This is a genomic window from Streptomyces sp. NPDC050564 (genome assembly GCF_044457265.1).
Classification (GTDB): Bacteria; Actinomycetota; Actinomycetes; order Streptomycetales; family Streptomycetaceae; genus Streptomyces.
Genome location: NZ_JBITGS010000007.1, coordinates 98,977 through 123,844, shown reverse-complemented (window position 1 = coordinate 123,844; position 24,868 = coordinate 98,977). Strand labels below are relative to the sequence as shown.

Sequence of the window (24,868 nt, the reverse complement as noted above, 5' to 3'; positions counted from 1 at the left end):
CGACCGTCCTCAACCGATGGGAAACCCGCACTCATGAGCCGTACCAGAACAGCGTTACTCGCAACGCTCTTGATGATCGCCGGCGGCACGGGCACGGCCGCCGCGGCCGTCCCCGCGGACGTCGTCGCGGCCGCCGTCCCCTGCACCGTCGACTACAAGGTGCAGAACCAGTGGGACACCGGCTTCACCGCCGCCGTCGCGGTCACCAACAACGGTGCCGCCAAGAGCAGTTGGGCGGTGAAGTGGTCATACGCCGGAAACCAGAAGGTGACCAGCGGCTGGAACGCCAAGATCACCCAGAGCGGAACGGCCGTCACCGCCGCCAACGAGACCTACAACGGCTCGCTGGCGACCGACGGTTCGGTCAGCTTCGGCTTCAACGCCTCGTACAGCGGGACCAACGCGCTGCCGACCACGTTCACACTCGACGGGGTGACCTGCAACGTCGATGACGGCGGAGGAACCGATCCGGACCCGGATCCGGACCCGTCGGGGAAGGTCGACAACCCGTACGCCGGTGCCAAGGTCTATGTGAACCCCGAGTGGTCGGCGAAGGCCGCGGCCGAGACCGGGGGCAGCCGGATCTCCAACCAGCCCACCGGTGTCTGGCTCGACCGGATCGCCGCGATCAACGGCGTGAACGGCGGCATGGGCCTGCGCGCCCATCTCGACGCGGCGCTCGCGCAGAAGGGCAGCGGCGAGGAGGTCGTCCAGCTCGTGGTCTATGACCTTCCCGGACGGGACTGCGCGGCCCTCGCCTCCAACGGCGAGCTCGGTCCGACGGAGATCGACAAGTACAAGACGCAGTTCATCGACCCGATCGCGGCGATCCTCTCGGACAGCAAGTACGCCTCGCTCCGCATCGTCACGACCATCGAGATCGACTCGCTGCCGAACCTCGTCACCAACACCGGCAGCCGCGCCACCGCCACGCCCGCGTGCGACACCATGCTCGCCAACGGCAACTACGTGAAGGGCGTCGGTTACGCCCTGGCCAAGCTCGGCGCAATCCCCAACGTCTACAACTACATCGACGCCGGTCACCACGGCTGGCTGGGTTGGGACGACAACTTCGCTCCCTCGGCCACCCTGTTCAAGCAGGCCGCGACGAGCGAGGGCGCGACGGTCGACGACGTGCACGGGTTCATCACCAACACGGCGAACTACAGCGCCCTGAAGGAGAACAACTTCACCATCAACGACACGGTGAACGGTACCTCCGTGCGCCAGTCCAAGTGGGTCGACTGGAACCGCTATGTCGACGAGCTGTCCTACGCGCAGGCCTTCCGCAACCAGCTTGTCTCGGTCGGCTTCAACTCCGGCATCGGCATGCTGATCGACACCTCCAGGAACGGCTGGGGCGGCACCGCGCGGCCCACCGGTCCCGGCGCGACGACCAGCGTGGACACGTACGTCGACGGCGGGCGCTACGACCGCCGCATCCACATCGGCAACTGGTGCAACCAGTCCGGCGCCGGTCTCGGCGAGCGTCCGCAGGCGGCCCCGGCGGCCGGCATCGACGCCTATGTGTGGATGAAGCCCCCGGGCGAGTCCGACGGCTCCAGCTCGGCCATTCCGAACGACGAGGGCAAGGGCTTCGACCGGATGTGCGACCCGACGTACACGGGCAACGCCCGTAACGGCAACAACCTGTCGGGTGCCCTGCCGAACGCTCCGCTGTCCGGGCACTGGTTCTCCGCCCAGTTCCAGCAGCTCATGACGAACGCGTACCCGCCGCTGTAGCGGCCTGAGGCGATCCGTCGGGGTCAGGCCTCCCGGGCCAGCCCCCGGCGGATCGCGAACTCCACCGCCGAGTAGTCGCCGTCGGGCCGGTCCAGCTCGAAGGGCACCGCCGGGTACAGCGGCGGCTGCGCCATGAAACGCGGTCGGGCGCCGTGGTGCGGCTGCGCCGCGTGCACCAGGAAGGGGTGGCACAGAAATACGTCGCCGGGGCGGCCGGTGGCGTACGCGAGCGGGCGGTGCGCCGAGGCCTCGACCAGCTTCGGGGCGATGTCGAGGCCCGAAACCCCTTCTTCACCGTACGGCTCCAGCAGAGGCGGCACGTCCAGGTGCGAGCCGACGCGGATCCGGGTGGGGGCGTCCCGGGGGCCCACCTCGCTGAAGAGGAAGAGCATCAGAAGGGCCCGCCCCTTGGACCTGAGGTTCGTGAAGTACCAGCTCTCGCCCTCGGGCAGATAACTGCCCTCGATGTGCCAGCCGGCGTCGTCCGGTTCCTCCTCGTGCGGGAAGCGCAGCGGAAAGCTGCCCAGCGAGTAGCGCGGCTCCCAGCGGCCCTCGCCCAGCAGCAGGTCGAACGCCTCATGCAGGACAGCGGAGTTGGCCGCCGCGGCGAACGGGCCCTGGGCCATGCCGGAGACCCAGCGCACCGGTTCGGCCCAGGTCGCCGGGGCGTGCGGGTCGTACCCCGTCTCCTTCCACAGCAGCCGCGCGCAGTCCTCGGCGACGCGCGGCGGGAAGGCGCCCTCGATCCTCACGAAACCGTCCTCGAGGAAACGCTCCACCATCTCGTCGTCCATGGGGCCATGCTCGGGGACCCGCTCTCCTGGGCGCATCCGATTTTCCGCGCGCTCATTTTCAGCCCGTCCGTTTTGCTGTTTGAGCAACAGGAGTGGCCGTTTCCGGGAGTGACGGCGCACGCTGTCGGCATCCCGGACGAGAGGCTCGGAACCATGGCACACCACCACCACGACCACACACAGATCGACTTCACCGAGTGGCTGCCCCTGCTGGAGCAGGAAGCCGAACTGTTCACCCCGCTGTATGCCGAGGCGGCGGCCTGGCTCCGCGAGCGGCGGCCGGAGCCCGAGCTGATCGTGGACGCGGGCAGCGGACCCGGTGTGATCTCCTGTCTCCTCGCAAACACCTTCCCGCAGGCGCGGGTCGTCGCCGTGGACGGCGCGGAACTCCTCCTGGAACGGGCCCGCGCCCGTGCGGACCGGCTCGGCGTCGCCGACCGCTTCAGCACGGTGGAGGCCGAACTCGCTGATGGCCTCGGCGACTTGGAGTACCCGGCGGACCTGCTGTGGGCCAGCAGGTCGCTGCACCACGTCGGCGACCAGCGCGCCGCGCTCTCCGGGTTCGTGCGCGGTCTCGCGCCCGGCGGCACCCTCGCCCTCCTGGAGGGTGGTCTGCCCACGCGCTTCCTGCCGCGCGACATCGGCATCGGCCGCCCCGGTCTGCAGTCCCGTATCGACGCGGTCCACGACGAGTGGTTCACCCGGATGCGGGCCGAGCTGCCCGGAGCGGTGGCCGAGACGGAGGACTGGCCCGCCCTGCTGACCGCCGTGGGCCTGCGCCACACGGCGACCCGTACCTTCCTTCTCGACTTCCCCGCTCCGCTGTCGGACGAGGCCCGCGCCTTCGTCGTCAGCACCCTCACCCACCGCCGGGAAGGCCTGGCCGAGGGCCTCGACGCGAACGACCTCGCCACCCTTGACCGGCTCCTCGACCCGGACGACAAGGCGAGCGTGCACCACCGTCCGGATGTGTTCCTGCTGACGGCGCACACCGTGTACCTCGGGGTGAAGCCGGAGTAGCCCGCTGCCGGTCAGCACTCGCCCGGGTGCGCGTACACGGTGACCCGCGCCCCCTGAACCCGCCGGGTGTCGCACTGCTCGAAGTACTCCGCCAGGACCCGCCGTTTGACGATCTCCTGTGGTGTCCGGTCGAGTGGTTGCCCCGCGGGATCGCGCACGGCGACGACGCGGGGTGTGGCGAGCAGACGTGCGCGGATGACGGGCGCCGGAACCGCCGTGCCGTACAAGGTGTGCGAGGCGACGGGCCCGCGCTCCAGGGCCAGGTCGCGCAATCCGCGCACCGAGCCGGGATCGGGCAGTGACCACACGCGGCGCCGCGCCGGCATATAGACCACCCCGCCGCCCCGGGCACCGGCCTGCGCGACGGCCCGGGCCACGGCGGTGACATCGACGGTACGGCTCTCGGGCGCGCACAGCTGCAACGTGACGGGGAGCAGCGCGAGGAGCACGGCTCCCGCCCCGCACAGCGCCGCGGTGCGGGTCCGTCCGGCGGCCCGCACGAACCGGTCCAGCGCGGCGCCGACGAGGAGAGCCGTTCCGGTCTGGCCGTAGAGCACGTAACGGTCCACGTACAGGGGTTTGACCAGCGAGACCAGCAGGAGCAGAAGGGCGGGCAGGACGAGGAGGCCGAGCCCGAGGGCCGGGAGCCGAGGCCGGGGAGCGGTGCTGGTGCCGAACCCGAGTACCCGGGCGCAGGCCGCCCCCAGCACGGCCAGCCCGGCGAAGCCCGCGTAGGCACCCGTACCAGGGCCCCCGATCCAGGACACCTGGTCCGACTGACGCAGGCTCAGCGCACCGAGGGGTGCCATCGCGACGAGAACCGTCACCGCCGCCCGGGCCCAGCCGTGGCGAGCGCCGCGCGGCACGGCCGGCGCGTGCGCGGCCAGTGCCAGTACGGCGAACTCGTGCAGCAGTCAGGCCGCCAGCAGCACCGCGCCGTACGCGGCCCAGGCCCGGGCGCCGCCCCGGCTCTCCACGGCTCGCACCAGCAGATACGTCGCCCACACGACCAGAGCGCAGACGAGCGCGTACGAACGGCCCTCCTGCCCGTACCGCTGGACCTGCGGCAGCACCGCGAAGACGGTCCCCGCCAGGAGTCCGGCGCGGGGCCCGGCCAGCCGGCGCCCGAGGAGGGCCACCGTCCCGGTCGCCGCGACCGTGGCGAGGACCGAGGGGAGCCGCAGCACCAGGAGAGGGTCCAGCCCGCCGGAGACCTCGAACAGGGCGTACATGAACAGGTAGTACAGGCCGTGCACGGCGTCGACACCGGCGAGCGTCGACCACAGGTCGGGCAGGCTGCGCCGGGCCATGTCGTAAACGTACGCTTTCCCTGCGCGGGCTCATCGGTCCGGCGTGGCGGAAGAAGGCGCAGACCGAAGCCGCGTTCGACGCGGCCGGGAATCCGGCCGAACCCGCGGAGCGCTACGCGGTGCGGGCCGTCGCCGTCGACGGGACGGTGCACACGGCCGTCGGCACCCGGAAGGGGATCCGCGTCGTACGACGGGGCCCGCACCCCGGCTCCCGAACCGTCGGTACCCGGACCGATTCCCCCAGTGCGATCGACGCGACCGGACGTACGGTCGTGACCGTCGAAGGAGTCCTGATCGACGTCGCGACGGGCGGGCGCAGACAGGGATTCGAGGGTGAGGATCTCCTGCCCATCGCGGCCTTCAGTCCGGACGGACGCTTCTCGGCCGCCGCCGACGTCCAGGGGCGCCTCACCCTGTGGGACGCGGGCGGGCGGCACCGGATCGCCGTCCTGGCGACCGCCGATTCCACCGTCGGGCGCCCTGCCCTGGCCTTCTCGGCCGACGGCTCGCTGTTGGCCGCGAGCCGGGCCGACGGTTCGGTCCGGGTGTGGGAGACGGCGTCACCGCGGTTGCCGGGGGCGAGCCTGCCGGCCGGTGGCGGGCCCATTCTCGCGGTCGGATTCACTCCGGGCGGGCGGGAGTTGCGCATCGCCACAGCTCATATGCCTCTACGTTCCGTGCGGTTGACGCCGGTCCGGGCGGCAGCCGAGGTGTGCGCACGGGCGGACGGCGGGGCGACGCGTGCCGAGTGGAGCCGGTATCTGCCCGACGTGCCCTATCGGCACGCGTGTTGAGGCTCCCGCACGTCGAGTTCTCCGGGCTTGACTTCGAGAGTGCTCCAAGTGATGGACTCCAAGTCTTCACCGGAAAGGTATGGGGGTAACCATGTCGGACTCGCCCGTCGCACTCATCACGGGTGGCGGAAGCGGTATCGGCGCAGCGGTCGCGCGACGTCTTCTCGACGCGGGGCACCGGGTCACCGTCACCGGGCGGGGTGAGAAGCGGCTGCACGCCTTCGCCGAGGAACTCGGCCGCCCCGAGGGGCTGTTGACGGTCGTCGGGAACGCGGCCGAGTACGACCAGGTGCAGGCGGCTGTCGAGGCGACGGTCAAGGCGTTCGGCCGGCTCGACACCGTCGTCGCCAACGCCGGCTTCGCCACGCACGACACGGTCGCGGAGGGCGACCCGGCGGGCTGGTCCGAGATGGTGCTGACCAATGTCCTGGGTCCCGCCCTCCTGGTCAGGGCCTCCATCGACGCCCTGAAGGAGACTCACGGCCGGATCGTGCTGGTCGGCAGCGTCGCGGGCCACATCCACACCCCCGGCAACTTCTACGGGGCGACGAAATGGGCCGTGACAGGCCTCGCCGAGAACACCCGCCGTCAGGTCACCGAGTTCGGGGTCGGCGTGACCCTGATCTCTCCCGGACGTGTGGAGACACCGTTCTGGGACAGCTACGGCAGTCTGCCGCCGGGCCATCTGCTCACGGCCGACCAGCTCGCCGAGTCGATCGTCTGGGCGATCGGGCAGCCGGAAGGCGTCGACGTGAACACCGTCGTCGTACGCCCGATGGGCCAGCCCGTCTGACGGGTGTCCCGTAAGAGGTGCGGGGAACTGCGCGACCGGCCACGGACGGCGCGCAGTTCCCCCACGGCATTCAGCGAATGCTCAGTTGTTCTGCAGAAACTTCTTCGCCAGTGAGTCACCCAGCGACACCGCCGCACTGTGACTCTGGATCGGCGATGCCTGAGAGTTCTTGAACAGGATGTACGTCACGCCGGAGTCGGTCCCACCCGTCTCCGGGTCGGGGTCGATGCCCAGCGACTTCGCGGTGGCGTACGAGGCCTCGCCGATGATCTTCGTGGGCCCGGTGTCACCGACCACCGCGTACTCGACCTTGTTGTTGTAGATGACCGCGACCACGCCGCCGCCCTTGATGCCGGAGCTCGTGTACTTCCAGATGCTGCTGGCGCTCGGCACCACGACGTACGGCAGCGAGTCGGCGCGCAGCGGCTTGCCGTCGGACTGGTGGAAGGCGGTGTCGTCCTGGAACCAGGGGTCGGTGTTGCCGTTGCACTTGCTGGTGACCTGGCCGTCGCAGTCGACGTCCATGTCGGCCTTCCAGAACACGGCGCCGTTCTTGCCGCAGACCGGGACGGTGGCCGACGTCTCGTCGTCGGTCTTGTACTTACCGTTCGATATCTGCGAACAGGACGTCACCTTGGCGAGCAGGTCGGCCGCGCTGACCGAACCCTCCTGCGCGGAACGGGGGTTGGCGGTGCCAGAGGCGCTGGTCGGGAGTACTGCGGTGGCGAGGAGCGCGGCGCCAGAAGCCGCGGCGAGGGTCAGTGTTCGAGTGCGCACTGTGGGGGACCCTTCTGTTAGGAAACTTTCCTTACTGGGTGCCGTACAACGTGGACCCCGTTGCATGACCTCGTCAAGCCCCTGGTGTGAACTCCGGTGTTCCGAGTCGATTGCGACCATCCCCTTGCGGGAGAAGACTGGCTATATCGAACATTCCGGGTAATAGCCCGGCTTCTGGGAGGCGAGGCGTCATGTTCGTTCGGACTGTGTACGCGACCGGCGATCCCGTGACGATCGATACGGCCATCAAGTCCTTGAACACGCGAGGCCGGGACCTCCTCGAGGATCGCCCGGGGTATCGCGGATCCGGCATCTTCGTGGACCGGAAGCTCGGCAAACTCCTCGTCCTGAGCTGGTGGGAGTCCGAGGAGGCCAGGCAGAACAGCGACGCGGTGCTGCGTGAGCGGCGCGCGGGGCTCCTGGAGCCGTTCGCGGCGACGCTGGCGGTCGACAACTACGAGGCGGCGGTCTTTCATTCGGTTCGCCAGCCACAGGCGGGAGGTGGACTGCGGCTCAGCAGGCTGGAGTTCGAGCCCGCGGACGCGGATCTTCTTGCCGACACCTTCCGGGCGACGGTGGTGCCCAGGCTCGAGAGCTTCCCGGGGCTGGCCAGGACATCACTGCTCATCGACCGGGAGCGAGGGCGCGGCCTGGTCGGCGTCCTGTTCGTCGACCGGGACTCCCTGGTCGCCTCCCGCGGCCCCCAGTCGGCGGCCCGGCACGAGGGCGCGGCCAAGGCGCACGTGACCGTGACCGGACTGGAGGAGTTCGAGATCGTCTTCTCGGACGTACGGGACGGTTGACGCCTCCCGCGCAGGGACCGTGGATGGCGGGTCGGCGGATGGCGGGTCGTTCGCCGGATCGTGTTCCGTGTAGAGGTCTGCCGACGACGGGTCGTTCGCCGGATCGTGATCCATTGCAGGCCTGCCGACGACGGGTCGTTCGGGGAATCGCCTTCCGTATGGGAGCCGGCCGACGACGGTCCGGCTCCCGTACGACAGTCCGCCCCGCCGCGAGAGACCTCGCGGCGGGGCGGACCGTCATATGGCTGCGGGCCTCAGCCCATCTCGAAGGTCGCCGGGTCCGGGCCCAGGCGACGGTCCTCGTTCAGCGCGGTGATCGCCGCGATGTCCTCGGCGTCCAGCGAGAAGTCGAAGACGTCGATGTTCTCCTTGATCCGGGACGGAGTCACGGACTTGGGGATCACGATGTTCCCCAGCTGGAGGTGCCAGCGCAGCACGATCTGCGCCGGCGTGCGGCCGTGCTTCTGGGCGATGGCGACGATCGCCGGGACCTCCAGGAGGCCCCTGCCCGAGCCGAGCGGCGACCAGTCCTCGGTCGCAATGCCCTGCTCCGCGTGGTACGCGCGCGCCGCGTCCTGCTGGAGGTGCGGGTGCAGTTCGATCTGGTTGACGGCCGGGATGACGGACGTCGCGTCGATCAGCTTCTCCAGGTGCTCCGGAAGGAAGTTGGAGACGCCGATGGCCTTGGCGCGGCCGTCCGCGTAGAGCTTCTCGAAGGCCTTGTAGGTGTCGATGTACTTGCCCCGTGACGGCAGCGGCCAGTGGATCAGATACAGGTCGATGTACTCCAGCCCGAGCTTCTCCAGGGACGCGTCGAAGGCGCGCAGCGTCGCGTCGTACCCCTGGTCGCTGTTCCAGAGCTTGGTGGTGACGAAGAGATCCTGGCGGGCGATGCCGGAGGCGGTGATGGCCTTGCCGGTGCCCTCTTCGTTGCCGTAGATCGCAGCGGTGTCGATGCTGCGGTAGCCGGCCTCCAGCGCGGTGGTGACCGCCCGGTCCGCCTCGTCGTCCGGCACCTGCCAGACACCGAAGCCCAGCTGCGGCATCTCGACGCCGTTGTTCAGGGTGATCGGGGGGACCTTGCTCACGAGCTCTCGATCCTTCAGTCGTCGGGTGGTACTCCCATGGTCAACGATCACGGGTCGTAATGCATTCCTGACCGGTGGATTCCTCGTGGATTCATGGTGGGGGCGGACGCGTCCGTCGTTGGCCCGAACGGAGGTTGGCCGGAAATGGATCCGACCTTCTCGGTCCGGACCATTGACCGGGTCCCGTCACCCCGCAACTCTGTACACGTCACTGAACGCTCTCGTGAACTCAGTGCATGCATGTGAACGCTAGTGCCTGTCTAGGCCCCACCACACCTGTCTGGGCTCCACACCCCCCACCCATCAGGAAAGCGGGTATGCACACATGAACGAACAGCAGGCTTCCGAGATCTCCCGCACGGAATCGAGCACTCGGGAAACATCGGAGGAAAGGGTTTGGGAGGCCCCCGGGTATCTCGTCGTCGAGACCGCCCTGGAGGTCACCGCGTACGCCCTCGGCGAGCGCTAGAGCACCGGTGGTCGCACCATGACCGCGACAACCGTGCGCGACGACGGTGCCGCGGCCCCTTGGCGAACCATCGAGTTCACCGAGCGGCTGCGCACCGTCGCCGAGGAGCGCTACCACGACCGGCACCCCTTCAACATCCGTATGCACCAGGGCGAGTTGACGCCCGTTGAGCTGCGCCGCTGGATCGCCAACCGCTTCCACTACCAGCGCCACATCCCCGTCAAGGACGCCCTGATCATTGCCAAGTTCGACGAGCCCGCGCTGCGCCGTGCCTGGCTGCGCAGGATCCAGGACCACGACGGAACGCCCGACGGCGAGGGCGGCATCGAACGCTGGCTGCGGCTCGGCGAGGCGGCCGGCCTCGACCGCCCGACACTGTGGGACGCGTCCCGGGTGCTGCCCGGCGTGCGGTTCGCGGTCGAGGGCTACGTCACCTTCTGCCGCCGACGACCGGCACTGGACGCGGTCGCCGCCTCGCTCACCGAGCTGTCGGCACCCGGGCTGATGCGCAAGCGGATCGCCGCCTTCGAGCGGCACTATCCATGGATCGACGCCGACGGGCTCGCCTACTTCCGGGCCCGTATCGGCCAGGGCGGCCGGGACAGCGAGGAGGCCCTCGCACTCGTCCAGACCTGGGCCCGCACCAGGGAACAGCAGGAACGGGCGGTGGCCGCGCTGGCGTTCAAGTGCGAGGTGCTGTGGGCCTTGCTGGACGCGGTGGACCAAGGCGGGGAGGTTCGGGACGGCCGGGTGGGCCAGGGCGACCGCGTGGGGGAGGGAGGCGGAGCCGACGTGCCGCGCGACCCCGTGAGCGGGTCATGACCTGGCGTCCCGCGCTCTCCCGGTCCGTGATGCTCCGTCATGACTGTGTCAGGGCAACCGACTTGCTGCTCCTACCGGAGCGAGTGGTCGTCCTGCGTGGCACCGCGGCCGGCATCGTCCGACTGTGCGACGGCAGTCGTGCGGTGCCCGAGATCGTCGCCGTGCTGGGCGAACGGTTCCCGGGCGCGCCGGTCGCCGACGACGTCCCCGCATTCCTTACGGCGTTGCGAAAGGAGGGCTGGCTCCAGTGACCGTGGCTCCCCCCTGGGCCCTGCTTGCCGAACTCACCCACGGCTGTCCGCTGCGCTGCGCGTATTGTTCCAACCCCGTCGAACTGATCAGTCGGTCAAGAGAGCTGAGCACCGGGCAATGGGCCGACGTACTGCGCCAGGCCGCCGACCTGGGCGTCGTCCAGACCCACCTCTCCGGCGGCGAACCGCTGCTGCGACGGGACCTCACCCAGGTCGTCGAGGCGGCCGACACCGCTGGGCTCTACACCCAGCTCGTCACCAGCGGCGTGGGCCTGCACGAGCGGCGGCTCGCGGAACTGCGGGACGCCGGCCTTCGCTGCGTCCAGCTCTCCGTGCAGCACACGGACCCCGCTGCCGCCGAACTCATCGCGGGCTCCCGCTCGTTCGCCGCCAAGGAACGAGCCGCGCGCCTGGTGCGGGCGGCCGGACTTCCGCTCGGCCTCAATGTCGTGCTCCACCGCGCCAACATCGATGCCCTCGACGATCTGATCAGTCTCGGCCTCGACTGGGGCGCCGAGCGGATCGAGCTCGCCAATACCCAGTTCTACGGCTGGGCGTTACGCAACCGCGCGGCCCTGTTGCCGACCCGCGACCAGGTCGCACGGGCCCACTCCACCGTGACCAGCCGCCGTGAACAACTCGTCGGCGCCCTGGAGTTGATCTGGGTCGCTCCCGACTACGTCGACGGCACCGCGAAACCGTGCATGGGCGGCTGGGGAGCTGTCTCCCTCACCGTCGCTCCGGACGGCACCGTACTTCCGTGCCCGGCGGCGGCGAGCCTCCCCGACCTCGACCCGCCGAGCGTGCGGGATCACCCGCTCGACTGGATCTGGCGCGAGTCGAAGGCCTTCAACGCCTACCGCGGCGAGGGCTGGATGCGGGACCCCTGCCGCACCTGCGCCCTGCGCACCACCGACTTCGGCGGCTGTCGCTGCCAGGCGCACGCGCTCACCGGTGATGCCACGCGCACCGACCCGGCCTGCCGCCACGCCCCCGACCACCACCTCGTACGCACGCTCGTCGACGACAGCCCGCGTACGACCTCTGCCTATGCCTACCGAGAGGGAGGATCATGAGACGACGACTGCGAGCGGCGTTGCTTGCGGGCGCGCTCGCCACCACGGGCCTGATGACGGTATCCGCGACCGCGCCCCAGGCCGCCATTGCCGGACCTCAGCAGATCGCCGCCCCGGACCGGTCCCCGGTCGCCGCGCCCGACTGGTCGGTCGCCCTGATCGACTCGACCATGGCGCGCTACTCGCCCAGCACGATCGGCGGCTGGTCGTACCCGGTCGGTCTCTACCTCTACGGCCAGTACCTCACCTATCGGCGCACGCACGACGCCCGCTATCTCTCGTACATCAAGAGCTACGTCGACCGCTTCGTGAAGAGCGACGGGACGATCGACCAGAGCTTCAACAGCCTCGACAGCATGCAGGCAGGCCGACTGCTGACCATCCTGCACCACGAGACGGGTCAGGACCGCTACCGCAAGGCGGCGAGGAAGATCCGCGACCGTCTCGCCACGTACCCGCGCACCGCCGACGGCGGCTTCTGGCACGCCGACACCAGCAGCCGTGCCCATCAACTCTGGGCCGACGGCGTCTACATGGTGAACCCCTTCCTCGTCGAGTACGGCAAGGAGTTCGGGGACGCGACGTACACGAACGACGAGGCGGCCCAGCAGCTGTATGTCTACGGCAGCCATCTCCAGGTCCCGAGCGGTCTGCTGAAGCACGCCTACGACGAGTCGAAGACCGCGAGCTGGGCCGATCCGCAGACGGGGCTCGCGCCCGAGCACTGGTGCCGTGCGGTCGGCTGGTACTCGATGGCGATCGTCAACGTGCTCGACGCGATCCCCGTCAACCATCCCCGACGGGATCACCTCGTCAGCATCCTCAGGAAGTTGGCGGTCGGCCTGGAGAAGTACCAGGACCCGGCGACCGGGCGCTGGTACCAGGTGATCGACAAGGGCGGCAGGAGCGACAACTGGACCGAGACCTCCTGCTCCAGCATGTTCACCTACGCCCTCTCGCGCGGTGTCCAACAGGGCTACCTCGACGCGCACTACGCCATGGTCGCCCAGCGCGGTTACCAAGGCGTCCTGGCCAAGATCTCGACCAGCTCCGATGGTCGCACCCGTCTCACCGACATCTCGATCGGCACCAACGTCGGCGACTACGCGTACTACGTCGCCCGCACTCGGGCCACGAACGACTTCCACGGACTCGGCGCCTTTCTGATCATGAACGAACAGTTGCGAGGTGAGTAATGTCATGAGCACGTCTAGAAGAGGGTTGCTCGGCGCCGCACTCGGCGGCGCGGTCGGCCTGTCGAGCGCGACAGCGGCGCACGCCGCCTCCTGGCAGCAGAAATGGGCCCCCTCGGCCAGCGGCAACGGACTCGGCGCGTTCGAGACCGTCGAGGACGACCGCGCCGACTCGCACCCGGCCGGACAGCCACACATCTACGCGACCGGCGACAACTGGCACTTCACCATGCACAAGGTCGACCGGGACACGTCGACCGACCGGCAGCGCCAGGAGGTCACCGGACTGCGCAACGGCAGCGGCAGCAACTATCTGAAGTGGACCGAGGGCCAGACCTGGCGGGTCACGTACTCGATGTACATTCCGAGCTCGCTGAAGGCGACGACCACCTTCACCCACATCATGCAGATGAAGCAGCCCGGTAACGGCACCTCGCCGATCGTCGTGCAGTCCCTGCGGCGGGTGAACGGCGTGCAGACCATCGAGCTGAAGTTGGCGATCGACGACATTCTCGTCGGCCGTACGGCCCTGGAGCCGCTGCACAACAAATGGATCGACGTCGACTTCCAGATCAAGGTCGGCAACGGCTCGGCGGGCTCGGTCCGCTGGATCCTCAAGAACGGTTCGACCACGGTCATCGACAAGTCGAAGACGGGCGTCGACACCTTCCTCGCCGACCGGGTGCGGCCCAAGTGGGGCATCTACCGCTCCCTCGGCGACACATCGGGGTCCCTGCAGGACTGCTACCTGCTGCTGACCAACCTCCGCGGCTACCAACTGGTGTGAGGAGCCGTCACATGACACGCACACACTGGGTGACGACGCTCTTCTTCGCCTTCGCCGTGGTTCTCGGCCTGACACACCCACAGGCCCTCGCGGCCGCACCGACGACCCGGGCCGGCGTCTTCGACGTACGCGACTACGGAGCCAAGGGCGACGGCTCCACCAATGACACCCCCGCCATCAACAAGGCCATCACGGCGGCCAATTCCGCGGGCGGCGGCACGGTCCGCTTCCCCGCGGGCAAGTACAAGTCGAAGAACACCATCCACATGAAGAGCGAGGTCACGCTCCAGGTCGACACGGGCGCGACGATCCAGGGCTCCAGCGCGGACACGTACGACCCACCCGAGGACAACCCCAACGACGCCTACCAGGACTACGGGCACAGCCACTTCCACAACGCGATGATCTACGGCGACCGGCTCACCGACATCGGCTTCGTGGGCGGGGGCGTCATCGACGGCCTCGGCAACCTCATCACCGGCAACCCCAAGTCCGGCGAGGCCGACAAGATCCTGTCCCTGACCCGCTGCAACGGCCTGCGCATCGGCGACGGTCTCACCCTGCGCCGCGGCGGCCACTTCGCGGCCCTCATCAACGGCTGCACGAACGTCACTTCCGACCACCTGACCATCGACACCGCGAGCGACCGCGACGGCTGGAACGTCATCAGCACGACGAATGTGACCGTCACGAACGCCAACATCAAGGCCAACGACGACGCGCTCGTCTTCAAGAGCGACTACGCGCTCGGCGCCAAGCTACCCAACGGCCATGTGCGGGTGAGCGATTCCTATCTGTCGGCGGTGTGCTGCAACGCGCTGATGTTCGGCTCCGAGACCTGTGGCGACTTCTCCGACTACCAGTTCACGAAGATCCGCATCGAGGGCTCCAACAAATCCGGGCTCGGCATGGTCTCGATGGACGGCGCGAAGATCTCGGACGTCCACTACCGCGACATCACGATGACGAACGTCCACTCACCGATCATGCAGAAGATCGGCACCCGGAAGCGCTGCGGGAACAGTCCGGGCATCGGCTCCATCAGCGACATCACCTACGACAACATCAAGGCGACCGGGTCGAGTCCGTCCTTCAGCCCGACCCTGTGGGGCGAGAGCGGCCACCGGATCAACGGAGTCACCTTCACCGACGTCGACATCACCGTGCCCGGCGGCAATGGGACCATGTCCACCGCCGTGCCGAGCAACGACCCGAACGACTACAACCCGAAGGCCATCGGCACGCGCCCCGCGTACGGCTGGTACCTCCACAACGCGGACGACGTGACCTTCACGAACAGCTCGGTGAAGTTCGCGGCGAACGACGGACGTCCTGCCGTCATCGCCAACTCGGCCGACGGAATCAGGTTCAACCACTTCACGGCACAGCGCGGGAGCAACTCGCCGCACGACGTGGGGTTCCAGAGCGTCACGGGGTACTGCCTGACGGACAGTCACAACACGTCGGGTGGGGCCCTGCGCGTCTCCGGTGCCGGGTCGAGCGAGAGCTGCGGTACGGCAGTCAAGACCGCGGCCGCGAAGGCCGGGGTTGTGAAGAGCGCGGCCGCGAAGACCGTGGCTGTGAGCGCGGATGGGGAGAGCGTGGCCGTGAAGCCCGCGGCTGCGAAGAGCGCGGTCGCCAGGAGCGCGGCCGCGAAACCGCTCGACCTGGAGAACCCCCGCCAGGCATTCCTCCGCGGCTCCGTCGGCGGCCTCTTTCTGCACTGGGGTGAACGCACCGCCCCCGCCCACACCAGCTGCACCGCCTGGGAGAACGACGTCACCAGCGGCGGCTGGACCCCCGCCTACTGGGTGAAGGAGGCCCAGAAGCTGCACACCCAGTACCTTGTCCTCGCCACCTTCCACAGCAGGCTCGGCTACGCCCGCCCCTGGCCGTCGAAGATCCCCGGCAGCTGCTCCACCCACCGCGACTTCCTCGGCGAACTGATCACCGCGGCCAAGGCCAAGGGCCTCAAGGTCATCCTCTACATGACCGACGACCCCCAGTGGCACAACGAGGGCGGCCACGAATGGCTCGACTCGGCCGCGTACTCGGCCTACAAGGGAACGAATGTCGACCTCACCACCCGCGATGGTTTCGGCCGCTTCTCGTACGACAACTTCTTCGAGGTCATGGACCGCTATCCCGACCTCGGCGGCTTCTGGATCGACAACGACAACGCGTACTGGGAGAGCCACAACCTATATGCGCAGATCCAGCAGAAGCGCCCGAACTACACGCTGAGCAACAACAACGAAGATACGCCGATCATGGACATGATCAGCAATGAGCAGAAGACGGGGATGACGCCGGCGTACGACTACCCCCAGGCTGTCTACACGGCCCAACCCCGGCTGACCGAGGCCGACTTCAAGCTGCCGTCGAGCGGAGCATGGTGGTACGACGGCTCGAACCCCTCCGTCGACAAGATGCTCACGCTCGGCCGGCTGATCACCAACACGGGATCGTCCGTGAAGGCGTTGATGGCCGAGACCGCTCAGGTCAACGGCAGGTTTCCGAGCAACCAGGCCGCCTTCAACAACTTCGCCGACGCCTACCTCGACTCCATCTGGCAGTCCCTGCACGGCACCGAGGGCGGCGGCTACATGTACGGCGGCCTGAAGCCCGGCTTCTGGAACGACGGTTCCCACGGCGTCACGACAATCAGCAGGAGCGACCCCGATCTCCAATACGTGCACGTGCTGACGCCGCCGTCCACCAGCACGCTGCGTATCCGCGACAACGGCTACCGGATCGCGTCCGTCACCAATCTCCGAACGGGAGCGGCGATCTCGTGGTCGCAGTCCGGCGGAGTGCTCACGCTGAGCGGCCTCGGCAACTGGGACCCGTACGACACCGTCTTCAAGGTCACGACCGCGGGGCGGCAGGGCATCCTCTCCGGGGTCACGGTCAGCGCCGGCTCCTCGGTGAGCGGGCATGAGGGTTCGGCGGCAGGTGACGGCAACTACCTCACGTATTGGGACAACAACAAGACCCTGCCGGTCGACCTCACCTTCGACCTCGGCTCGGCGAAGAAGGTCCAGTACATCGGCCTGAACCAACGTGAGGACTCCGTCGCCTACGCGCGCTCCGACACCGAACAGTCGGCGCGGATCAAGGCGTACAAGGTGTTCCTCAGCAATGACGGCTCCAGCTGGGGAAGTGCCGTGAAGACCGGGCAACTGCCAAGTCGTCGCGGAATCCAGGGGATCGACCTGACGGCGGCCAATGCCCGCTACGTACGTCTCGAAGTCGACTCCACCTGGGCCGCGTCCACCGATTCGACCCGCTACAAGCGGTTGCGGATCGACGAGGCATGGATCGGGACGTCGTACGCCACACCGGCGGCCACGGCCGGCTCCTCAGACGCATCGGCGGCGCGGGCGGCGGTCGGGCCCTATTCGGACAACGGTCAGTCCGTCCGCCCCGCGATGGGCTGGAGCAGCTGGAGCTTCGTCCGCCGCCGGCCCACCGAGGCGAAGATCAAGGCGCAGGCCGACGCCCTGGTTGCGAGCGGACTGGAGAACCACGGCTTCGTGTACGTCAACCTCGACGATTTCTGGCAGAAGTGCGACGCGAACGGATTCGTTGTCGACTCCTATGGCCGCTGGACCGTCGACACGGCCAAATTCCCCTCCGGAATCAAGGCACTGGCCGACTACATCCACTCCAAGGGACTGAAGTTCGGCTTCTATGTGACACCGGGTATAGCCAAGAACGCGGTCACCAAGAACACACCGATCGAGGGGACTTCGTATCACGCGGCCGATATCGCGGACACGTCGAAGACCGAGAAGAACTACAACTGCAAGAACATGTACTACATCGACTACGGGAAGCCGGGCGCTCAGGAGTTCGTGAACTCGTGGGCGAAGCAGTTCGCCTCCTGGGGAGTCGACTACCTGAAGATCGACGGGGTGGGCAGCGCCGACGTCCCCGACGTCCAGGCCTGGGACAAGGCGCTGCGGGCCACCGGCCGGCCGATCAACTTCGCGCTTTCCAACAACCTCCCGATCGCGAACGCCTCCACCTGGCGCTCGCTGGCGAACAGTTGGCGCACTCAGGGCGATGTCGAGTGCTACTGCGGTTCGGGCCCGAACGGCAGCGGTTATCCGCTGACCGACTGGTCGCACGTCTCCGCCCGCTTCACCTCGGCGGCGAACTGGCAGCCGTACGCCGGCCCAGGCGGCTGGAACGACCTCGACTCACTGGAGATCGGCAACGGCGACCAGGCAGGACTCACCGCCGATCAACGTCGCTCCCACTTCACCCTGTGGGCGATGGCGGCCGCGCCGCTGCTGCTCGGCACCGACCTCACGCACGTCGACTCCGTCGACAAGGCGATGCTGACGAATGACCGGCTCATCGGCGTCGACCAGGACGGCGTCGCCGCGAAACGGGTGGTGAACAGTGGTGTCAAACAGGTCTGGAGCAAGGAGGAAAACAGCGGCGACCATGTCGTGGCGCTGTTCAACACCGGTACGTCCGGCAACACCACGGTCAGTGTGAACTGGTCGCAGGTAGGTTTCACGGGCTCCGGCGACGTCACGGACCTGTGGTCGGGCTCCCACAAGGGCGTGATCGCGAACTCCTACAGCGCGACGCTGCGACCCGGGGAAACACGGCTGATCCGTGTGAAGCCGGTGAGCGCCACGCAAGCTGTGAAGCCGGTGAGCGCCACGAAAGCTGTGGATTCGGGCAACGGCGCGATGGCTGTGAACTCGGTCAATCCGGTGAACGTTTCTGCTGCGGCTCCCGGGATGGCCGTCGCCCCCTACGAGTACTTCGGCTGGGGCAACCCGCAGAACCCCACCACCGTGATGTCGGCGACCGGCGTCAAGTGGTTCACGCTCGCCTTCATCCTCTCCGATGGGTCCTGCAACCCGAAGTGGGACGGCTCGCGCCCGCTGACCGGCGGAAACGACCAGGCGAAGATCAAGGCGATCAGGGCGGCCGGCGGTGACGTCATCGTCTCCATCGGCGGCTGGAGCGGCGCCAAACTCGGCGAGAAGTGTTCCAGCGCCTCGGCGCTCGCGGGCGCGTACCAGAAGGTGATCAACGCCTACGGCCTCAAGGTCATCGACATCGACATCGAGAACACCGAGTGGAACAGCGCGACGGTCAGACAGCGCGTGATCGACGCGCTGAAGACGGTGAAGGCCCACAACGCCGGTCTCAAGACCATCATCACCTTCGGTACGACGACCAGCGGCCCCGACGCCACCGGTGTCGACATGATCAAGCGGGGCGCCAACTCAGGTCTGGCGAACGACATCTGGTGCATCATGCCGTTCGACTTCGGCGGCGGCACCACGAACATGGGCACGCTGACCACGCAGGCCATGGAGGGCCTCAAGGCGCGGGTGAAGTCGGCGTACGGCTACAGCGACGCGGCGACGTACGCGCACATCGGGCTGTCGTCGATGAACGGCAAGACCGACGACTCCGGTGAACGTGTCCGGGTGTCCGACTTCAAGACCATGCTTGCCTATGCGCAGCAGCACCACATCGCGCGCCTCACGTACTGGTCCGTGAACCGTGACCGGGCCTGCGGTTCCGGTTCCGACGGGGACTCCTGCAGCGGCGTCTCGCAGCAGCCGTACGACTATCTCAAGGTCTTCGCCCAGTACACGGGCTGAGGGGATCAACCATGAAACTCACAAGAGCACTTCCCTGGTGCCTTTCCCTGGCCCTGGCCGTGCCGCTGGTCGGACTGACCGGTTCGGCGGCCCACGCGGCCACCGACTACCAGGCCGAGGACGCCATGATCTCGCAGGGCACGGTCGCCTCCAACCACACCGGCTATACGGGCACGGGCTTCGTCGACTACACCAACACCACCGGCTCATACGTGGAGTTCACGGTGAGCGCGGCATCGTCGGGCACGTCGTCGCTGGCCCTGCGGTACGCCAACGGCACCGCCACCGACCGGCCGATGAACATCTCCGTCAACGGGACGGTGGTCGCCACCGGCGTCTCCTTCCCGGCCACCACCAACTGGGACACCTGGGCGAGCAAGAGTGTCAACGTCTCGCTGAACGCGGGCTCCAACAAGATCCGCGCGACCGCCACCACGCCCAACGGCGGCCCCAACCTCGACCGGATCAGCATCGGAGCGGCGGCCGACACCCAGGCGCCGAGCCGCCCCGGTCAGCCGAGTTGCTCGGCGGTCACGGAGGACGGCCTCACCCTCGCCTGGGGCGCCTCGACGGACAACGTCGGGGTGACGGCGTACGACATCTACGAACACGGCAACAAGCTCGCCGAGGCGCCGGGCGACGCGACCTCGAAGGCGCTCACCGGGCTGAGCCCCCGCACCACCTACAACCTGACGGTCATCGCCCGGGACGCGGCCGGCAACGCCTCGCAGGCCAGCCCGGTCGTGGACTGCACCACCCCGCCGAGCTCCGACACCACCCCGCCGACCAGGCCCGGCACCCTCACCTCGTCGGACGTCACCGCCAACGGCGTCGACCTGAGCTGGGGCGCCTCGACGGACGACAAGGCCGTCGTCGGGTACGACGTGCGCAGTGACACGACCGTGTACAAGAGCGTCACCGGCACGTCGACCACGCTCACCGGGCTTGCCTGCAACAGCCCGTACACCCTGAACGTGGTGGCGCGCGACGCGGCGGGCAACGTCTCCCCGCAGAGCAACACGGTCACCTTCACGACGAAGGCCTGCGCCACGGACGGCGGTGTCCCGTCGTCGATCGGGACGGTTTCCAGCGGCTGGACGATCCCGTGGGGCACGTACTGGATGCCCGACGGCCAGACCGCCCTGGTCACCGAGCGGGACGACTTCCGCGTCTGGAAGGTCGCGAAGGACGGCACGAAGACGCAGGTCGGGACGGTGCCCAACGCGGTGACGACGAACGGCGAGGGCGGCCTGCTGGGCGTGGCGGTCGATCCGAAGTGGGAGACCAACCACTACGTCTACTTCATGCACACGGCGTCCGAGGGCAACAGGGTCGTCCGTATGACGTACAACGGCAGCTCATTGTCCGGTTACACGATCCTGCTCCAGGGCATCAAGAAGAACCGCTACCACAACGGCGGGCGGCTCGCCTTCGGCCCCGACGGCTATCTGTACGTCTCGACCGGTGAGGCGCAGACGCCCGCCCTCGCGCAGGACAAGAACTCCCTCAACGGCAAGATCCTGCGCATGACGACGGACGGCAAGGCGGCCCCTGGCAACCCGTTCGGCAACTACGTCTACAGCTATGGTCACCGCAACCCGCAGGGTCTGGCCTTCGACCGCAACGGACGGCTGTGGGAGGCCGAGTTCGGGGACAGCTCCAAGGACGAGCTGAACCTCATCAAGCCGGGCGCCAACTACGGCTGGCCGACCTGCGAGGGCACATGCAGCGTCTCCGGGATGACCAACCCCAAGAAGACCTGGAACGTCTCCGAGGCCTCACCCAGCGGCATCGCCATCGTCCGCAATGTCATCTACATGGCGTCTCTGCGCGGTGAGCGCCTGTGGCGCATCCCGCTCAACGGCGACACGGAGAACGTCGGCACGGCGACCGCCTACTACGTGGGTACGTACGGTCGTCTGCGCACGGTCACCAAGGTTCCCGGCGCCGACCAGCTCTGGCTCTCGACCACCAACTGCGACAACAACGGAGGTGCGGCGGACGGCTCGGACAAGATCTTCCGGGTGAGCATCGACTAGTCAGCGTGCGCGGCGCCGAGGTACGCGTCCCTGACCTTCGGGTCGACGTGCACCTCGGCGGGCGTGCCCTCGGCGAGGACGCGGCCGAGGTCGAGAACGACGACGCGGGCGCAGAGTTCCATGACGAAGGCGACGTTGTGTTCGACGAGCAGGACGGCGCAACCCTCTTCGACGGACAGGTGACGGATGACAGACAGCAGATGTCGGATCTCATCATCTGTCATCCCACTCGCGGGCTCGTCCAGCAACAGCACCCTGGGCGGGTCCGCGACCGCGCGCGCCAGTTCGACCATCCGGGCCCGGCCGACGGGCAGGGCTCCCGCGTAGCCGCCCCCGAGCTCCGCCAGGCCGCAGCTCCTGAGCACTGCGTCCGCCCGTTGTCTGCGCTCCCTCTCGTACGGACGCCGAGTGGGCGCCGCCAGCAGATCCGCCGCGAGGCCGCCCCCGCCGCCCCGCCACTCCTGGGCCACCACCAGGTTGTCGGCCACGGTGAGCTGGCCGAACAGCTGCTGCCGCTGGAAGGTGCGGCGCATACCGTGGCGGGCGCGCCAGACGGGGGAGCGGCGCGTGATGTCGGTCCCGCCGAGGAGAACGCGGCCCTCGTCGGGGCGGCGGATGCCCGACAGGGCATCGAAGAGGGTGGTCTTTCCGGCGCCGTTGGGGCCGATGAGTCCGCACACCTCGCCGGCGCGCAGCGCGAGGTCCACTCCGCCGAGAGCGTGGACGCCGCCGAAGCGGACGCCGATGCCGACGGCTTCGAGCACGGGTGCGTTCATGACTGGGGCACCCCCTTGGCCGATGACCGGGGCGTCCCCCGGGGCGAGGCCGCGATCCCCAGGTACGCCTCCGTCAGCCGGTCCGCCTCCACCTCGGCGCGTGGACCGCACCAGGTCACCCGCCCTTGAGCGAGATATGCGACCGTGTCCGCGACCCCGAGGACTTCGGCGGCCTTCTCCTCGACGAGCAGCAGCGCGGTCCCTGCCTCCTTGAGCTCGGTCAGCAGCCGGAACACCTCGTCGACCACGCGCGGGGCGAGGCCGAGCGAGGGTTCGTCCGCGATGAGCACCTTCGGCGGGCGCTGAAGCAGCGGCGCCAGCGCGAGCATCTGCTGTTCGCCGCCGGACAGCGAGCCGGCGAGGACGCCGCGGCGCGCCGCGAGGCCGGGGAAGCGCGCGTACACGGCGTCGCGTTCGTCCCTCGCGGGCAGATGCAGGGCGAGGTTCTCCTCGATGGTGAGGGACGGGAAGATCCCGCGTCCCTCGGGCGCCAGCACGATCCCCGCCCGTGACCGTCCGACGGCCCGCTCGCGCGAGGCATCGCGCCCGGCGACGTACACCCGGCCGGTGAGCGGGGCCAGGAGGCCGGCGGCGACGCGGCAGGTGGTGGACTTGCCGGCGCCGTTCGGGCCGAGGAGGGCCAGGATCTCGCCGGGGCGGACGGCGAGGTCGACGCCGCGCAGGACGGCGGCGTCGTCGTATCCGGCGTGGACGGCGCGGAGTTCGAGGGCGGCTTCGGAGGACGACGCCGAGGGCGCCGCGACCGTCGCGGGTGGTTGGGTCGTCGCGCGCCTGCGGTGCAGACGGGTGGAGACCGCCGCCGCGTAGCCGTCCGGGTCATTGGCCAGTGCCAGCCCCGCCAGGCCGAACAGGATCACCGGCAGATGGACGGACCGGGTGACGTAGTCCGACAGCAGATGCGGTACGACGGCGTAGACGAGGCCCGCGGCCACGGCGAACTGGGGGCGGCGCACTCCGGCCGCCACGACGACCGCGAGCCAGATCAGCCCGGTCATCGCGGTGAAGTCGGTCGCGGTGATGCGGGTGCTGTACGACGCGTACATCACGCCGCCGAAGCCCGCGAGTCCCGCCGACAGTGTGAACAGCATGAGCTTGGTGCGGATCACCGACACGCCCGAGGCCATCGCCGCCGCCGGAGCCGAGCGGACCGCGAGCATCGCGCGCCCGGACGGCGAGTCCCGCAGCGCGCTGAGCGCCGCGACGACCAGCGCGACGAGCACGATCATCGCCACGCCCATCGCGCGGTCGTCGCCCAGGTCCACCGGTCCGAAGACGGGGCGCGGGATCGCCCAGCCCGTGTCGCCGTTCCTCAGCCGGCCCGTCTGGAACAGGACCTGGTCGGCGAGAAAGGCCAGCGCGAGGGTCGCGAGGGCGAGCGAACGCCCGCCGAGCCGCAGCGCCGGGAGCGCCACCAGGGCGCCAAGCACGGCGGCCGCGCAGGTCCCGACCGCCGTGGCCGCCACGAACGGCCAGCCATGACTCATGAGCAGCCCCGCCACCAGGGCCGCGCCGGTCACGAACGTCGCCTGTGCCAGCGACACCATCGCGCCGAGCCCCGTCACCACCGTGAACGAGACGAACACCAGGGAGAGGGCGAGCCCTTGGGCGAGAATGCCGCTCCAGAAGGGGGTCGTGACCGTGTAGAAGGCGAGGGCGAGCAGCAGCCCGGCGGCCGTCCAGGGGCCCCAGCGCCGTACCCACGACCGGCCCGCCAAGTAGTCGACCGGCGGCGCGTCGACGGCCGCCGTGCCGGCCGTCCGCTGCCGCCGCGTCAGCACCAGCAGCCCGGCGAAGAGAATCAGGAACGGAACGGCCGTACGGAAACCGGTGATCCGCTCGGCGAACGTCGCATACCCGGCGATCAGGTTCTGCAGCACCCCGAGCCCCAGGCCGCCGGCGAAGGCCAGCGGAATGGACGCGAAGCGGCCGAGGACCGCGGCCGTCGCCGAGACGAAGAGGAAGAGCGTGAAGTCGTGGGCGGACAGGCCGAGGAGAGGAGTGGCGAGGACACCCGCGAGCCCGGCGAGCGCCGACGACAGCATCCAGGCGATCGACGACAGCCGGTCCGCGCTCATTCCGCGCAGCTCCACGAGCGAGCGGTTGTCCACCGCCGCCCGGAGTTTGAGCCCGAGGGGCGTGTGCCGCATCAGCACCCACAGCCCGATGGCGACCACGGCGGTCGCCACCCAGGTGATCAACTGGTCGGAGTCGACGCCGACACCGTCCATCAGCTGCCACGACTTCGCCGGGCTCGGCCCGACCCCCGGTAGCCCGAACTGGTTCTCGGCGGGTTTGACGGACACGCCCGCGTCCTCGAGGAGCTCGACGATCCACAGCCCCAGTGCGGGTAGCGCCACCAACAGCCCAATGGTGGCGACGATCTGGGCCGTCTCGCCGACCCGCGCCAGCTTGCGGAACATCAGCCGGTCCAGGCCCCAGCCCAGCGCGGGCGCCACCACCCCCACCAGCAGCACGGCCGTCGGCACGGCGGGCCAGCCGAGGCCGGAGTGCAGCTCGTAGAAGGCGAGCGCGCACAGATAAGCGGTGGCGCCGTGGGCGAAGTTGAACAGTCCCGAGGCCGAGTAGGACAGCACGAGCCCGGTCGCGAGCAGGGCGTACAGCGCGCCGGAGACCAGTCCGCTCAGCACGAACCCCAACAGGTCCGACATCCCA

The 24,868-nt window shown here is 68.8% G+C and carries 20 protein-coding genes; 13 read left to right on the top strand and 7 right to left on the bottom strand.

Annotation, left to right across the window (positions count from 1 at the left end; all coding sequences use genetic code 11):
• Positions 1 to 33 precede the first annotated feature (33 nt).
• Positions 34 to 1,743, top strand: a complete 1,710-nt coding sequence (locus tag ACIBK0_RS13375) for a glycoside hydrolase family 6 protein (RefSeq protein WP_399078909.1) — start codon at positions 34 to 36, stop codon at positions 1,741 to 1,743.
• A gap of 23 nt (positions 1,744 to 1,766) precedes the next feature.
• Here the strand turns inward: ACIBK0_RS13375 and ACIBK0_RS13370 are convergent, their stop codons facing one another.
• Positions 1,767 to 2,537: a phytanoyl-CoA dioxygenase family protein gene (locus ACIBK0_RS13370; protein ID WP_399078907.1), complete on the bottom strand. Its 771-nt coding sequence runs from the start codon at positions 2,535 to 2,537 to the stop codon at positions 1,767 to 1,769.
• Between the two features lie 153 nt (positions 2,538 to 2,690).
• Here ACIBK0_RS13370 and ACIBK0_RS13365 point away from each other — a divergent pair, with 153 nt between their 5' ends.
• Positions 2,691 to 3,557: a class I SAM-dependent methyltransferase gene (locus ACIBK0_RS13365; protein ID WP_399078906.1), complete on the top strand. Its 867-nt coding sequence runs from the start codon at positions 2,691 to 2,693 to the stop codon at positions 3,555 to 3,557.
• Positions 3,558 to 3,568: 11 nt separating this feature from the next.
• On the opposite strand, the gene ACIBK0_RS13360 is transcribed toward ACIBK0_RS13365, so the two are convergent.
• Complete coding sequence (locus tag ACIBK0_RS13360; RefSeq protein ID WP_399078904.1) at positions 3,569 to 4,423, bottom strand: hypothetical protein; 855 nt, start codon at positions 4,421 to 4,423, stop codon at positions 3,569 to 3,571.
• A 48-nt stretch (positions 4,424 to 4,471) separates the two neighbouring features.
• A complete protein-coding gene (locus tag ACIBK0_RS13355) occupies positions 4,472 to 4,867 on the bottom strand; it encodes a glycosyltransferase family 39 protein (protein WP_399078902.1) in 396 nt (131 codons plus the stop codon).
• Positions 4,868 to 4,986: 119 nt separating this feature from the next.
• On the opposite strand from ACIBK0_RS13355, the gene ACIBK0_RS13350 reads away from it, so the two are divergent.
• Both ACIBK0_RS13350 and ACIBK0_RS13345 read left to right on the top strand, forming a co-directional pair.
• Entirely contained in the window at positions 4,987 to 5,661 is a 675-nt protein-coding gene (locus ACIBK0_RS13350; RefSeq protein WP_399078900.1) for a WD40 repeat domain-containing protein, read from the top strand.
• 91 nt (positions 5,662 to 5,752) lie between these two features.
• Complete coding sequence (locus ACIBK0_RS13345) at positions 5,753 to 6,454, top strand: SDR family oxidoreductase (RefSeq protein ID WP_399078898.1); 702 nt, start codon at positions 5,753 to 5,755, stop codon at positions 6,452 to 6,454.
• 81 nt (positions 6,455 to 6,535) lie between these two features.
• On the opposite strand, the gene ACIBK0_RS13340 is transcribed toward ACIBK0_RS13345, so the two are convergent.
• Positions 6,536 to 7,231, bottom strand: a complete 696-nt coding sequence (locus ACIBK0_RS13340) for a glycoside hydrolase family 75 protein (protein WP_399078896.1) — start codon at positions 7,229 to 7,231, stop codon at positions 6,536 to 6,538.
• A gap of 191 nt (positions 7,232 to 7,422) precedes the next feature.
• Here ACIBK0_RS13340 and ACIBK0_RS13335 point away from each other — a divergent pair, with 191 nt between their 5' ends.
• The gene (locus ACIBK0_RS13335) at positions 7,423 to 8,034 is read left to right on the top strand and encodes a hypothetical protein (protein WP_399078894.1); all 612 of its coding nucleotides are present in this window, start codon (positions 7,423 to 7,425) and stop codon (positions 8,032 to 8,034) included.
• Between the two features lie 254 nt (positions 8,035 to 8,288).
• Here ACIBK0_RS13335 and ACIBK0_RS13330 read toward each other — a convergent pair whose 3' ends face one another.
• Positions 8,289 to 9,080 carry an aldo/keto reductase gene (locus tag ACIBK0_RS13330; protein ID WP_399079278.1) on the bottom strand — a complete coding sequence of 264 codons (792 nt, stop codon included), beginning with the start codon at positions 9,078 to 9,080 and terminating at the stop codon, positions 8,289 to 8,291.
• 367 nt (positions 9,081 to 9,447) lie between these two features.
• Here ACIBK0_RS13330 and ACIBK0_RS13325 point away from each other — a divergent pair, with 367 nt between their 5' ends.
• Genes ACIBK0_RS13325 through ACIBK0_RS13290 form a run of 8 tightly spaced genes read left to right on the top strand, consistent with a single transcriptional unit; the run spans position 9,448 to position 21,398 of the window.
• Positions 9,448 to 9,591, top strand: coding sequence for a pyrroloquinoline quinone precursor peptide PqqA (locus ACIBK0_RS13325; protein WP_399078892.1), 144 nt, complete (start codon positions 9,448 to 9,450; stop codon positions 9,589 to 9,591).
• Between the two features lie 18 nt (positions 9,592 to 9,609).
• On the top strand, positions 9,610 to 10,413 hold the full coding sequence (gene pqqC, locus ACIBK0_RS13320; RefSeq protein ID WP_399078890.1) for a pyrroloquinoline-quinone synthase PqqC: 804 nt from the start codon (positions 9,610 to 9,612) through the stop codon (positions 10,411 to 10,413).
• Positions 10,410 to 10,664, top strand: coding sequence for a pyrroloquinoline quinone biosynthesis peptide chaperone PqqD (gene pqqD, locus ACIBK0_RS13315; RefSeq protein ID WP_399078888.1), 255 nt, complete (start codon positions 10,410 to 10,412; stop codon positions 10,662 to 10,664). The genes pqqC and pqqD overlap by 4 nt, the downstream gene beginning before the upstream one ends.
• The gene (gene pqqE, locus ACIBK0_RS13310; protein ID WP_399078886.1) at positions 10,661 to 11,740 is read left to right on the top strand and encodes a pyrroloquinoline quinone biosynthesis protein PqqE; all 1,080 of its coding nucleotides are present in this window, start codon (positions 10,661 to 10,663) and stop codon (positions 11,738 to 11,740) included. Before pqqD ends, pqqE begins: the two co-directional genes overlap by 4 nt.
• Positions 11,734 to 12,936, top strand: coding sequence for a glycoside hydrolase family 105 protein (locus ACIBK0_RS13305; protein ID WP_399079276.1), 1,203 nt, complete (start codon positions 11,734 to 11,736; stop codon positions 12,934 to 12,936). The genes pqqE and ACIBK0_RS13305 overlap by 7 nt, the downstream gene beginning before the upstream one ends.
• Positions 12,937 to 12,940: 4 nt before the next feature.
• Positions 12,941 to 13,720, top strand: a complete 780-nt coding sequence (locus tag ACIBK0_RS13300; RefSeq protein WP_399078885.1) for a Tat pathway signal sequence domain protein — start codon at positions 12,941 to 12,943, stop codon at positions 13,718 to 13,720.
• An 11-nt stretch (positions 13,721 to 13,731) separates the two neighbouring features.
• On the top strand, positions 13,732 to 19,359 hold the full coding sequence (locus ACIBK0_RS13295) for a glycosyl hydrolase family 28 protein (protein ID WP_399078883.1): 5,628 nt from the start codon (positions 13,732 to 13,734) through the stop codon (positions 19,357 to 19,359).
• Between the two features lie 11 nt (positions 19,360 to 19,370).
• The gene (locus tag ACIBK0_RS13290; protein WP_399078881.1) at positions 19,371 to 21,398 is read left to right on the top strand and encodes a PQQ-dependent sugar dehydrogenase; all 2,028 of its coding nucleotides are present in this window, start codon (positions 19,371 to 19,373) and stop codon (positions 21,396 to 21,398) included.
• On the opposite strand, the gene ACIBK0_RS13285 is transcribed toward ACIBK0_RS13290, so the two are convergent.
• Positions 21,395 to 22,174 (bottom strand): ABC transporter ATP-binding protein, encoded by a 780-nt coding sequence (locus tag ACIBK0_RS13285; protein WP_399078879.1) that lies wholly within the window; start codon positions 22,172 to 22,174, stop codon positions 21,395 to 21,397. The genes ACIBK0_RS13290 and ACIBK0_RS13285 overlap by 4 nt on opposite strands.
• Entirely contained in the window at positions 22,171 to 24,864 is a 2,694-nt protein-coding gene (locus tag ACIBK0_RS13280) for an ATP-binding cassette domain-containing protein (protein ID WP_399078877.1), read from the bottom strand. The genes ACIBK0_RS13285 and ACIBK0_RS13280 overlap by 4 nt, the downstream gene beginning before the upstream one ends.
• Between the last annotated feature and the right edge of the window lie 4 nt (positions 24,865 to 24,868).